This is a genomic window from Blastomonas sp. CCH1-A6 (genome assembly GCF_001556365.1).
GTDB classification, from domain to species: domain Bacteria; phylum Pseudomonadota; class Alphaproteobacteria; order Sphingomonadales; family Sphingomonadaceae; genus Blastomonas; species Blastomonas ursincola.
Genome location: NZ_LSIS01000230.1, coordinates 1 through 12,126, shown reverse-complemented (window position 1 = coordinate 12,126; position 12,126 = coordinate 1). Strand labels below are relative to the sequence as shown.

General features: G+C 66.4%; 11 protein-coding genes. All 11 read right to left on the bottom strand.

Annotated elements, in window-relative coordinates; all coding sequences use genetic code 11:
• Nucleotides 1-118: 118 nt before the first annotated feature.
• Nucleotides 119-1,339 (bottom strand): 5-aminolevulinate synthase, encoded by a 1,221-nt coding sequence (hemA, locus tag AX735_RS10420; protein WP_066279427.1) that lies wholly within the window; start codon nt 1,337-1,339, stop codon nt 119-121.
• Nucleotides 1,340-1,354: 15 nt separating this feature from the next.
• Entirely contained in the window at nt 1,355-2,143 is a 789-nt protein-coding gene (gene puhE / locus AX735_RS10415) for a putative photosynthetic complex assembly protein PuhE (protein WP_066279424.1), read from the bottom strand.
• Between the two features lie 3 nt (nt 2,144-2,146).
• Nucleotides 2,147-3,235, bottom strand: coding sequence for a magnesium-protoporphyrin IX monomethyl ester (oxidative) cyclase (gene acsF, locus AX735_RS10410; protein ID WP_082751032.1), 1,089 nt, complete (start codon nt 3,233-3,235; stop codon nt 2,147-2,149).
• Nucleotides 3,236-3,270: 35 nt separating this feature from the next.
• Nucleotides 3,271-3,567, bottom strand: coding sequence for a hypothetical protein (locus AX735_RS10405; RefSeq protein ID WP_446471803.1), 297 nt, complete (start codon nt 3,565-3,567; stop codon nt 3,271-3,273).
• Between the two features lie 10 nt (nt 3,568-3,577).
• Nucleotides 3,578-4,084 carry a photosynthetic complex assembly protein PuhC gene (gene puhC, locus AX735_RS10400; RefSeq protein WP_082751031.1) on the bottom strand — a complete coding sequence of 169 codons (507 nt, stop codon included), beginning with the start codon at nt 4,082-4,084 and terminating at the stop codon, nt 3,578-3,580.
• The gene (puhB, locus tag AX735_RS10395) at nt 4,081-4,710 is read right to left on the bottom strand and encodes a photosynthetic complex putative assembly protein PuhB (RefSeq protein ID WP_066279422.1); all 630 of its coding nucleotides are present in this window, start codon (nt 4,708-4,710) and stop codon (nt 4,081-4,083) included. The genes puhC and puhB overlap by 4 nt, the downstream gene beginning before the upstream one ends.
• Complete coding sequence (gene puhA / locus AX735_RS10390; RefSeq protein ID WP_066279419.1) at nt 4,707-5,480, bottom strand: photosynthetic reaction center subunit H; 774 nt, start codon at nt 5,478-5,480, stop codon at nt 4,707-4,709. The genes puhB and puhA overlap by 4 nt, the downstream gene beginning before the upstream one ends.
• A 27-nt stretch (nt 5,481-5,507) precedes the next feature.
• Entirely contained in the window at nt 5,508-6,941 is a 1,434-nt protein-coding gene (locus tag AX735_RS10385) for a BCD family MFS transporter (RefSeq protein ID WP_066279413.1), read from the bottom strand.
• The gene (gene bchM / locus AX735_RS10380) at nt 6,938-7,633 is read right to left on the bottom strand and encodes a magnesium protoporphyrin IX methyltransferase (protein ID WP_066279405.1); all 696 of its coding nucleotides are present in this window, start codon (nt 7,631-7,633) and stop codon (nt 6,938-6,940) included. The genes AX735_RS10385 and bchM overlap by 4 nt, the downstream gene beginning before the upstream one ends.
• Nucleotides 7,633-8,526, bottom strand: a complete 894-nt coding sequence (bchL, locus tag AX735_RS10375; RefSeq protein ID WP_066279402.1) for a ferredoxin:protochlorophyllide reductase (ATP-dependent) iron-sulfur ATP-binding protein — start codon at nt 8,524-8,526, stop codon at nt 7,633-7,635. Before bchL ends, bchM begins: the two co-directional genes overlap by 1 nt.
• A 15-nt stretch (nt 8,527-8,541) precedes the next feature.
• Nucleotides 8,542-12,126: magnesium chelatase subunit H (locus AX735_RS10370; RefSeq protein ID WP_231750084.1), on the bottom strand; the 3,585-nt coding region annotated here is incomplete at its 5' end.

Genomic DNA, 12,126 nt, shown 5'->3' with positions numbered 1-12,126 from the left:
CACCATGCCACTTCATCGTCACCCCCGCGAAGGCGGGGGTCCCGCCTCTTCTTCCGATGTCAGAAGAAAAAGCGGGACTCCCGCGTGCGCGGGCATGACGAGGGTGCTTCGGTAGCGCTCAGGCCGCCACGGCCCGCCGCGCCAGTTCGCATTGCGACCAGATGTCGCTCAGCGCGTGGAGCAGCTTGTCGCAATCGCCATCGCTGTGCACTGGCGAAGGCGTGATGCGCAGCCGCTCGGTCCCCTTGGGCACGGTGGGATAGTTGATCGGCTGCACGTAAATGCCGTGATTTTCCAGCAGCCAGTCGCTGATCCGCTTGCACTTGTGCGGATCGCCGACCATCACCGGGATGATGTGGCTGGGATTGTCGAGATGGGGAATGCCCATCAGGTCCAGCCGCTTGCGCACCTTGGCGACGCGCTCCTGGTGGCGCGCGCGCTCCATCTGGCTGGCCTTGAGGTGGCGGATGCTGGCGGTGGCCCCGGCGGCGAGCGCGGGCGGCAGCGCCGTCGTGAAAATGAAGCCGCTGGCAAAGCTGCGCACGAAATCGCACAAGGCTGCGGAAGCGGCGATATAGCCGCCCATCACGCCGAACGCCTTGCCCAGCGTGCCCTCGATCACGGTGATCCGGTCCATCAGGCCTTCGCGCTCGGCAATGCCGCCACCGCGCGGGCCATAGAGCCCGACGGCATGGACCTCGTCGATATAGCTCATCGCACCGTGCTTTTCACACACGTCGAGAATCTCGGCGATCGGGGCGATGTCGCCATCCATCGAATAGACGCTCTCGAACGCGACCAGCTTGGGTCGGCCCGGCGCGACGCCGGCGAGCAGACGGTCGAGATCTTCCGGATCGTTATGCTTGAACTTCAGGCATTCGGCGCGGCTGTGGCGGATGCCCTCGATCATCGAGGCATGGTTGCCGGCGTCGGACAGCACCACGCAATTCGGCAGCTTGGCCGCAAGCGTACCGAGCGCCGCCCAGTTCGAGACATAGCCCGAGGTGAACAGCAGCGCCGCCTCCTTGCCGTGCAGATCGGCGAGTTCGCGCTCGAGCAGCACATGGTGGTGATTGGTGCCTGAGATGTTGCGCGTGCCCCCCGCACCCGCGCCGCACTGGTCGAGCGTGTCGTGCATCGCCTTCAGCACATCGGGATGCTGGCCCATGCCGAGATAGTCGTTCGAGCACCAGACGGTGACCTCGTCGGTCCCCTCATTGGTATAGCGCGTGGCGTGCGGAAAGCGGCCGCGATGGCGTTCCAGCTCGGCGAAGATGCGATAGCGGCCCTCGTCGCGGATCGTATCGATTTCGCTCTGGAAAAACCCCTCATAGTCCATAACCACTCTCCTTCTTTATCCCTTGCGAGCGTCGGGCAAGGCCCAGCGCCAGAGCGCGCCGTCGCGAAACGGCAGCGCCAGAAACAGATGCTCGAGCGCACCGAGCGCCGCGAGCGTGAAGACCAGGGTCGCGCTGACCGCGGCAAAGCTGTCATCGGGCGCGGCGAGCGCACGCGCGCCCAGCCACAATGACAGTGCCGCAAGCGCGACCAGGCTGAAGGCCAGCGCGCCATGCAGGCGGCGCGGGCCGAAATAGGTCTTCAGATATTCGAGATGCCCCGGCATGATCTCGTCGCTCATGTTCGGCACGCCGACGAACAGGTTGAGCTTGGCAGAAAGGCGCAGCGCAAACAGCAGGCTGAAGATCACCGCGCCGGTGGGATTGGCGCTGTTCCAGGTGAGCGAGACCAGCATCACCATGACCACGGCAATGGCAAGCTCGTGATGGATCAGCGTCGCGGCGGCATCGGCAAAGCGCCGCCAGCCGCGCGCCTGCGGATCGCTGGCGGTGCGGCGGGGCCCGGCGACGATGCCGGTGAGGAAGGTCAGTTCGAGCCAGCCCCAGATGACCAGTGCTGCACCGAAGCTGATATACGCATCGAGCGCCGAAGGTCCGCCCACGCCATGGCCATGCGCTGCCCAGACGATGACGCACAGGCAGATGCCCGCGGCAAAGCCCGCCCAGGAGAGGCTCCGCGCAAAGGTCGCCTTGCCGCGATTGGCGAGCCAGGCGACCACGCCCGTGCTGCCGAACCAGGCCAGCAGCACGATGAACGCAGGCAGGATATGGCCGTGCAGGCTCATGGATTACCAGGCCGGCTGCAGGCGGATGGTGGAGGGCAGCGCATTGGGCTTGCCGGGCATGAAGTACATGCGGGCAAAGGCGGCGCCTGCGCCGATCATGCCGCCCGCGCGTTGCATTAGCCCGCCCAGGCCGCCGCGCGCCTTGCCCGCCGCGATGCGGTCCGAGGCCAGGCGCAGCTTTTCCATCTGCGCGCGCAGCGCCGGATTGTCGGTATCGATCTCGACCGGGAATACCTGGCGGCTGATCGCGGTGCAGATGTCGAACACGCGGTAGTCGTAATCGGTCGGGTCGACGCCGAGCGCAGCGTGGAAGACCGGGCGGCTGTGGTCGCGTACGTACATCGTCGCATAGACCGAGAGGATGAAGAACTTGATCCAGTAGCGGTTCATGCCGGTGAGCAGCTTGGGGTCCGCATGCAGCAGCATCGCGAACGCCTCGCCATGGCGGAACTCGTCGTTGCACCATTGCTCGAACCAGTTGAAAATCGGGTGGAAGCGGTTTTCCGGGTTGCGCGCGAGATGCCGGTAGATCGCGATATAGCGCGCATAGCCGATCTTCTCGGACAGATAGACCGCGTAGAAGATGAACTTGGGCTTGAAGAAGGTGTATTTCTTGGTCTTGGTGAGGAACGAGAGGTCTATGCCGATCCCGGCATCCTTGAGCACCTCGTTGATGAACCCGGCATGGCGGCTCTCGTCGCGCGCGAGCAGCTTGAACAGCTTCTTGACGTCGGGGTTCTTGGTCCGCTTGGCGATCTCGGCATAAAGGATGCAGCCGGAAAATTCCGAGGTCAGCGAGCTGACAAGAAAATCGATGAATTCGCGGCGCAGCGCGGGTTCAAGCGATTCGATCACGCCGTCGAAGCTTTCGGACCGGCGGAAATGCGCCTTGTTGGGGTCGCCTTCCATGTCCGCCATCAGCTGGTCCCATTCGGCGCGCACCAGGCTGACGTCGATCGCGTCCAGCGCATCGAAATCGGTGGTGTAGAAGCGCGGGGACAGCACGGTTTCCTGCGTCGCCAGCGCCATGGTGTCGGGCGTATCGGCCAGCCTGGCCGCGCCTGCCGCCTTCACTTTCGTCTGCATGTTCATCGCACCACTCCCGTTGTTTGTCTGAACATCCGCGCTCACCACCGGCTGGTGGTGAAGCTGACCTCGTACAGTTCCTTGAGCTCGCCCATCGCCGTCAGCTTCGTCCATGCGCGCAGCAATGGACCCGCCGGGTGCACCGTCGCCATGCGCTGGATCAAAATGGACTCGCCAAAACCGACAATGATCGGGTCGCCATGCACGCGCACCTTGTCGCCCGGCTGGATCGCGACATCGCCGTCCAGCTCGACATGCGCATGGAAATGCGCCTCGCTCTGCTCCACCTGGATGCGGCAGGGCGTATCGAAGGAAGGCTGGCGCAACAGGCTCATCATTTCAGCCCCCTCATTTCAACAGCGCCTGGAACGTCGCCCGGTTGGTCGGGCCGAACGCGCCCAGTTCGACGACGCGATTGGTCGCGGTGTCGGTGAGCGAGAGCGAGCCGTCGCTCCAGTGGTTGAGCTCGTACGGCGCATCCATCGGGATACCGCGCACATGGCGGCCCCGGCCCATGCCGCGCAGCACGCCGCGGATGAAGCCGCTGCCTTCCTCGCCATAGACATGCACTGTCTCGCCGGTGACGGCGTCGGTCACCATGACCTTGCCATTCTGCGCATCGGCAAAGCGCAGCACGCGCGACTGAAGCGGGGTCGCCGCTTCGGCCGCGCGAACGTCGCTGGCCGAGGGCGAGGGCGCGATCCAGCCCAGCTGGGTTGCCCCGGTCAGCGCCAGCGTGAACAGCACCACCCCGCACGCCATCACCAGCGCGCCCTTGGGCACGGTATTCTCATGGCTATGGCCATGGCCGCCGTGCGACCCATGGTGGCTATGGCTGTGCGATGCGCTGGTCATGCGATGGCTCCCTGAAGATGCGCAGGCACTCCCTCACCCGCTGCGGCACTGGCCTGCTGCGCGCGATCAACCGGCGCGATCGCCGCGACGGCGCGCGCAAGGCGCTCGCCGACCACCGCCGCATCGGGCAGCGCGCGCAGCATCGGCTCGGGATGACCGAGCTTCCAAGGGCGCGCATGCGGCCACAACACGAGATAGCCCAGATTGTGCGGGCCGATCAGCTGCAGCGCGAGATCGCCCTCGGTCGGGCCGAGCGGACGCAGGTTTGCGCCGCCGATCTTGGCGAGCGGCAGGTTGATGCACATGTTGAGCGCGACGCCGATGCGCAGCACCACGCGCCGGCTGGTCAGCGTGTACACGGTCGTGCGCGCCACCACCCAGGCATAGAGCATCAGCAGCCCCACCCCGAGCGCCCCGGCGATCGCGGTCGCGATCACCCCGCCGGTGCTGCCATTGTAGATGGCGAGCGCGACGAGCGCGGCGAAATACAGGCCGACGATGCGCGTGAAGAACGCACTGCGCGCCAGCAGCCGCCAATCGGGCGAGCCCTGCCAGAGCAGGGTCTCCCCTTGCGGGAGCTCGCCGGGCAGACCCCGGACGGGCTCGTCGTCATATTCCGTGATCATATCAGCGGCTCCTGCCGGGCGCGGTTGGCATAGAGATAGCCACCACCGAAATAGCCCGAGATCTTGTCTTCCTCGTAGCGGCTGATCTGACCGGGGGTCTCGACCTGCGGGCAACCGGAAAACTGCGCGGCGTTGATCGCATCGACCACGATCTGACGGGCGGACTTGCGAACCTTGGCCATCATCATCGGCGCGAGCGCATGCACGCCCTCGGCAGTGACGACCTCGAGATAGCGCACCTGATGCTCGGAACGATCGACCCAGATTTCGGCGACGGTGCCCGCAACCGCGCCATCGGCGCCGATCACGGTCATGCCGCGCGGATCGGGATCACCGCGCGCGATCGAGAAGCTGGGCTCCAGCGCCATCGGCACGATGCGGTTGTTGCCGAACGCGTCGATATCGGGAAGGCGGCTGCGCTCGGCATAGGCAGCAGGGCCGATACAGTCGGTCAGCGGGTTGCCGGTGGGCACATAGGGTGCACCGGGGAACGGGCTGACACGGCGTCCGGCAATGTCGAACTTTTCCTTGCCGATGGTCGGGGTCGAGACCGTGCCGCGGCCGAAGGGCAGCTTGAAGGTCTTGGGTGCCGCGTGCAGCAGCGGACCGCCCATGCCCAGCGAACGCCCGGTCAGGTCGTCTTCGAGCGGAAAGCCCTCGCGCCGATCCTCGCGCCTGAGATAGTAGATCAGGCCGATGAAAAACAGCACGAACGCCCAGAAGGCGATCGATGCGACATCGATATTCCCCACGATATTGCCGTTAAACATGGCGCTTACCTCTCTTCTTCAAGACCCTCATGTCGGAAATTCGGTGAGGCCGAACCGCGGTTGCGGGGCGGATTCATCGATCGGCTGGCCCCCGACAAGCGGGCCAAGCACGACCATCGTGACGAGCAGCAGGACGATTTCGATCAGATAGACGGTGCCGTATCCGGTGGCGCGATAGGCGAGGGTCTCGCCGATGCGGTCGGCGAGCGCGAGCGACGAGACGGCATCGCGGATCAGGCCTCCGGCGGCGACCGCCAGGCCAGAGGCGCTGGCCTGCACCGCGCCCCAGGCACCGAGCGCCAGGCCCGATCCCTTGTGCCTGCCGCTTCCGGCAATGGCCATGATCGCGCTCAGCGTGCCGACCGAGAACAGCCCCGCGCCGAGCCCTATGGTCAGTGCGCCCGAAAAGACGAGAAAGCTCGCTTCGAGCGGCGCTGCGAACAGGATCATCGCAAAGGCGAGCATGCCGATCGCCGCGCCGAAGCCTGCGAGCCGCAGCGGATCGGCGCCTGCACTCAGCCGCCGCGCGGCAAGCGCGAAGGCGGCCAGCATGCCGAATGCCCAGAGCCCGGTCAGTGAGGTGGTCGCCCCCACCGACATGCCCAGAACCTCGCCGCCGAACGGTTCGAGCAGCACGTCCTGCATGCTGAACGCTGCGGTGCCGCAGCCGATGGCGAGCAGCAGCCGGGCATTGCGCGCCTCCGAGGTGAACTCGCGCCAGACGGTCGCGAACCTGGGCGTTGCGCGCTCGGGCCGGGTGGTCGAGGGCGCGCGCGCCTCCTGCTTCCACAGCGCGATGACGTTGAGCGCCATGGTGAACATCGCCGCGCCCTGCACGATCGCGACCAGCCGGGTGGCGCTGAAATCGGCGAGCAGCGAGCCCATCACGAACGCCGCGCCCATCATGCCGACCAGCAGCATCACGAACATCAACGCGACGACGCGCGGCCGGGTATCCTCGGGCGCGAGATCGGTCGCCAGCGCCAGGCCTGCGGTCTGCGTGGTGTGCATGCCCAGGCCCGTGAACAGGAAGGCGAGCGCGCCCGCGATCATCCCGATGGTGAAGGTATCACCCCGCGAGAGCAGCAGCAGCGCGAAGGGCATGATCGCCAGGCCGCCGAACTGCAGCAGCGAACCGAACCAGATATAGGGCACGCGCCGCCAGCCGAGCATCGACTTGTGATAGTCCGACTTGTGGCCGATCAGCGCGCGGAAGGGCGCAACGAGCAGCGGGATGGCGATCATCAGCGCGACCAGCCACGCCGGTGTGCCTAGCTCGACGATCATTACGCGGTTCAATGTGCCGTTGAGCAGCACCGTCGCCACGCCCACCGTCACCTGGAACAGCGACAGGCGCAGCAACCGGCCCATCGGCAGCTCCGCGCTTGCCGCATCGGCGAACGGCAGGAACTGCGTTCCAAGTCCGGCGAAGAACCGGGTCGAGGCGCCCGACAGGCTCATCCGCGCGCCACCAGCATCGCGTGGCTGGTATAGAAGCCGCTGACAATGCGTTCGCTCGCGGCGATGCCATGGCTGGGGAGACGCTGGGCAAGCAGTCTCTGCAGCTTCGCTTCGGCCACCGGGACGATCGCGGGTGCGCGATCGGATTTGGGAAAGAGCTTCCCGGTGGCATGCATCGCCGCGAGCAAGGGTGTCCGCGGTGCGAAAGTGAAGGCGATCGACGGCGCGCGGTCGGCAAGTGCCGCGAGCACGTCGACGATATCGCCGGTTTCATAGTGGATGAGCGAATCCATCGCGACGACATGGTCGAAAGACCCAAGCGCCGGATCGAGCATGTCGCCGACGCGCCAGTCGATCGAAAGGCCCGAAGGCGCCCGCTCGCGCGCCACATCGACCAGCCCGCGCGAGATATCGATCGCGACCACCTCTGCGCCGAGCTGCGCCGCGGCGACGGCGAGCGCGCCGGTGCCGCATCCGGCATCGAGAATGCGCTTGCCCTTGAGATCATAAGGCAGCCAATCGAGCAGCATCGCGCGCATCCGGTCGCGGCCCGCGCGCACCGTGGCGCGGATGCCGCTGACCTTGGTGTCGCTCGTCAGATCGACCCAGTTCTGCCGCGCGGTGCGGTCGAAATAATCCTCCAGCCGCCCGCGATAGGCGTCATAGGTCGAGCGGGGGGCGTGGCTGGCCATCATTCAAACCCCAGGAACTCGAATATCTCGCGATCCTTCATCGGCATCGCGTCGAGCGCATCGGTGCCCGCCCAGAGCGTCGCGGCGAGGCGCAGATATTCGTTCTTCACCGCCTCGATCTCGGGGGTCGAATCCATCTCGAAGATCGTGCATTTCTTCAGGCGGCTGCGGCGGATCGCGTCGAGATCGGGGAAATGCGCGAGGCGCTTGAGGCCGGTCGCCTCGTTGAAACGGTCGATCTCGTCGGTCGCGGCAGAGCGGTTGGCGATGACGCCCGCCATGCGGACCTCGTAATTCTTCGACTTGGCCTTGATGGCGGCGACGATGCGGTTCATCGCGAAGATGCTGTCAAAATCATTGGCCGCCACGACCACCGCGCGCTCGGCATGCTGGAGCGGCGCGGCAAAGCCGCCGCACACCACATCGCCCAGCACGTCGAAGATCACAACATCGGTATCCTCGAGCAGATGGTGCTGCTTGAGCAGCTTGACCGTCTGGCCGACGACATAGCCGCCGCAGCCAGTGCCCGCCGGCGGACCGCCCGCCTCGACGCACATCACGCCGTTGAAGCCCTCGAACATGTAATCCTCGGGCCGCAGTTCCTCGTGATGGAAATCGACCGTTTCGAGCACGTCGATCACCGTCGGCATCAGCTTCTTGGTCAGCGTGAAGGTGCTGTCATGCTTGGGATCGCAGCCGATCTGCAGCACGCGCTTGCCGAGCAGCGACAGCGCGGCCGACAGGTTGGACGAGGTGGTCGACTTGCCGATGCCGCCCTTGCCATAGACGGCGAACACCTTGGCGCCGGTAATCTCGTCGCGCGGGTCGAGCGCGACCTGGGTGCTGCCTTCGCCAAAGGCTGGCGGCGCACTGCCATGGTCCAGAAGGCTCATATCAACTCTCTCCCGTCATTCTGCTGCAATCAGGCCTTCGAGCCTGTCTTCGATATCGTCCGCGGCCGCGCGGAGCGCCGCCAGGGTTGCGGCATCCGGTTCCCAAAGCCGGCGGTCGCATGCCTCGAGCAGCCGTTCCGCCACCCGAGCCGAGGCCTTGGGGTTGAGCGTGGCAAGCCGCGCGCGCATTTCTGCATCGAGCACATAGGTCTCGCTGATCTGCTGGAAGACCCAGGGCGCGACCTCGCCGGTCGTCGCCGACCAGCCCATGGTCGTGGTCACATGTCCCTCGATCTGGCGCACGCCCTCGAAGCCGTGGCGCAGCATGCCTTCATACCATTTCGGGTTGAGCATGCGGGTGCGCGTCTCGCGGTCGATCTGTTCGGCGAGCGTGCGGACCTTGGCCGCGCCTTCGGTGGCATCGACGATATAGACCGGCGCCGCCTTGCCGCCGCGCGCGCGCGTTACCGAGCGGCTGACGCCGCCCAGCGCATCGACATATTGATCGATATCGGTGACGCCGAGTTCGACCGAATCGAGATTCTGATAGGTAAAATCGACCGAGGCCAGGGCGGTTTCGAGCAGCTCGCGCTGCTTCATCGGTGCGCCCGAGCGGCCATAGGCATAGCCCTTGTGCGTCTCGAACGCTTCGGCCAGCTCGTCCGGATCGGCCCAGGCGCCGCCATCGATCATCATGTTGACCTGCGCGCCGTATGCGCCCTCGGCATTCGAGAAGACGCGCAGCGCTGCCGTCTCCATGTCGCAGCCCATCTTGGTGGCATGGGCGAGCGAATGCTTGCGGATGAAGTTGAGCGCTTCGGGCTCCTCGGCAGTCGAAGCGAGCCAGGCGGCTTCGGCGATCATCCGCGTCTGCAACGGCAGCAGGTCGCGGAACACGCCCGACAAGGTCGCGACGACATCGATGCGCGGACGGCCCAGCTCTGCCAGGGGGATCAGCTCCGCACCGGCGAGCCGGCCATAGGTGTCGAACCGGGGGCGCGCGCCCATCAGGTGCAGCGCCTGCGCGACCTGCGTTCCCTCGCTCTTCAGATTGTCGGTGCCCCACAGCACCATCGCGATGCTCTCGGGCAATGGCTCACCTGCCTCGACATGCCGGGCGAGCAGCGCATCGGCCTGGGCCGCGCCGGTGACGCAGGCAAAGGCGCTGGGGATGCGGAAGGGATCGAAGCCGTGCGTGTTGCGTCCGGTGGGCAGCACCTCGGGATTGTGCAATATGTCGCCACCCGGCGCGGGGCGGACATAGCCGCCGTCGAGCGCGTGGATCAGCGCGCCAAGCTCGTCATTGGCGGCGAGCTTGGCATCGAGTTCGGCGCGGCCCGCGCCATTGTCGGCTGCGGTGAGCGCGTCGAGAAACGCCTCGCGCTCCTCGCCTTGCGGTTGGCTGCCGAGCACGTGCAGGCCGAACGGGATCAGCGCGCGTTCGAGCTCGTAGAGATTGCCCGCCAGCGCGGCGATATCGCTGCCGTCGATGTCGAGCGCGGCTGCGGCATCGCGGATCATCAGTTCGAGCGCTGCGCGCTCGACGCCCTCGCCCGCCAGCGCGCGCCAGCGTTCGACCAGCGCCTTGAGATCGGCAAATCCCTTGTACAGCCCGGCTTGTGCGAGCGGCGGGGTGAGATAGGACACGATCGTCGCGCCCGAGCGCCGCTTGGCGATGATCGCCTCGGACGGATTGTTCGCGGCATAGAGATAGAAATTGGGGACGCTGCCCAGCAGCCGGTCGGGCCAGCAATCGCCCGACAGCCCGGCCTGCTTGCCCGGCATGAACTCGAGCGCGCCGTGCGTGCCGTAATGCAGCAGCGCATCGGCGCGGAATTCCTCGCGGATCCAGCGATAGAAGGCGGCAAAGGCGTGGGTCGGGGCGAAATCGCCATCGAACAGCAGCCGCATCGGATCGCCCTCATAGCCGAAGCTGGGCTGGACGCCGACGAACACGTTGCCGAACTGCTTGCCGAGCACATGGATCGACCAGCCGTCGCTCTGGATCTTGCCCGGCGCGGGGCCCCATTGCTTCTCGATCGCGCGCAGATGCGGTTCGTTGCAGACATGGTCGTCGGTCGAGATGCGCACCGCGACATTGGCGTCCGATCCGAACCGGTCGGCATTGCCCTTGAGGATCGCATCGCGCAGGGCATCGACGGTGGCGGGCGGATTGCAGTCATAGCCCTCTGCCGCCAGCCGGTGGAGCGTGGCGTGGAGCGATTCGAACACGGCGAGATGCGCCGCGCTGCCGGTCGCCCCGGCATTGGGCGGGAAGTTGAACAGGACGATCGCGAGCTTGCGCTTCGCGCGCTCGGAGCGGCGCAGCGCGACCAGAGCCTCGACCTTGGCCGCCAGCGACTCGGCGCGCTCGGGGCAGCTCTGCATCGCGCGCATCGCATCGGGCGCGGTGAACAGGCACTTGCGCGCGCAACCCTGGCATGGCTCGCCCGATCCGTCGGACCGTCCGCCGAAGACATGCGGGATGACCGCACCGTCGAGCTCGGGAATGGCGACCATCATCGTCGCTTCGAGCGGCAGCAGCCCCTGGTGGCGCGAACCCCATTGCTCGAGGCTCTGGAACTCGATCGGGTGCGCGGCGATATAGGGCAGGTCGAGCCCGGCGAGCACCTCTTCCGCCGCCGCCGCGTCATTATAGGCCGGGCCACCGACCATCGAGAAACCGGTCAGGTTGATCACCGCATCGACGAGCGGATGGCCATCGCGGACGAAATATTTCGCTACCGCCGGACGGCCATCAAGACCGCTGGCAAAGGCGGGGATGACATTGAGCCCGCGCGCTTCGAGCGCGGCGATCATGCCGTCATAATGGCCGGCATCCTTGCCAAGCAGATAGGAGCGCAGCAGCAGCAGGCCGACGGTGCCCCGGGCCTCGGCGCTGCGCGGCAGGCGGGCGGCATCCTCGGTCATACGCTCGGACAGGCCGGGGTGATAGAGGCCGATCTCGGGATAGTCGCGCGGCGCCTGGGCGGGGGTGGTGCCCTTGAGCGCAGCGCGCTCGCCCGCGGCATAGCGGTCGATCAGCCCGCGGATCATCGAGACGACATTGTCGTCGCTGCCCGCCAGCCAGTATTGCAGCGTCAGGAAATAATGGCGCACGTCCTGCGCGGTGCCGGGAATGAACTTCAGGATCTTGGGCAGGCGGCGCAGCATCTTCATCTGCCCCGCGCCCGAATTGCCGCCCGGCTTTGGCGAGCCGCGCAGCTTCTTGAGCAGCGCCAGCGGACCACGTGCCGGCGCATCCATGCGATAGCCGCCCATGCGGGTGAGCTTGACGATGTCGCCTGCGGACATGAGGCCCAGCATCGCATCGCACTGCTCGCGGCGCGCCTCGAGCGCGGGCAGAATCGCGCGGACATGATCCTCGAGGAACAGCATCGTCGCGATGACGATATCGGCGTGGGCGATATCGGCGCGTGCGGCATCGAGCGCGCCGGGATCGCGGCCCCAGTCGGCAGCGGCGTGGAAGCCGATCGACAGGCCCGGCATGTCCTTGACCAGCAGCGACTCGGCCCGGTCGACCGCGCCCGACAGATGGTTGTCGAGCGTGATGAAGACCACGCGGATCGCGGCATTGCG

Bases quoted from the DNA above. Each gene is read 5' to 3' on its own strand.
- acsF (WP_082751032.1), bottom strand. From the start codon at position 3,235: ATGAACATGCAGACGAAAGTGAAGGCGGCAGGCGCGGCCAGGCTGGCC.
- bchL (WP_066279402.1), bottom strand. From the start codon at position 8,526: ATGAGCCTTCTGGACCATGGCAGTGCGCCGCCAGCCTTTGGCGAAGGC.
- AX735_RS10385 (WP_066279413.1), bottom strand. From the start codon at position 6,941: ATGAGCCTGTCGGGCGCCTCGACCCGGTTCTTCGCCGGACTTGGAACG.
- puhC (WP_082751031.1), bottom strand. From the start codon at position 4,084: ATGACCAGCGCATCGCACAGCCATAGCCACCATGGGTCGCACGGCGGC.
- bchM (WP_066279405.1), bottom strand. From the start codon at position 7,633: ATGGCCAGCCACGCCCCCCGCTCGACCTATGACGCCTATCGCGGGCGG.
- puhE (WP_066279424.1), bottom strand. From the start codon at position 2,143: ATGAGCCTGCACGGCCATATCCTGCCTGCGTTCATCGTGCTGCTGGCC.
- AX735_RS10405 (WP_446471803.1), bottom strand. From the start codon at position 3,567: ATGATGAGCCTGTTGCGCCAGCCTTCCTTCGATACGCCCTGCCGCATC.
- puhB (WP_066279422.1), bottom strand. From the start codon at position 4,710: ATGATCACGGAATATGACGACGAGCCCGTCCGGGGTCTGCCCGGCGAG.
- hemA (WP_066279427.1), bottom strand. From the start codon at position 1,339: ATGGACTATGAGGGGTTTTTCCAGAGCGAAATCGATACGATCCGCGAC.
- puhA (WP_066279419.1), bottom strand. From the start codon at position 5,480: ATGTTTAACGGCAATATCGTGGGGAATATCGATGTCGCATCGATCGCC.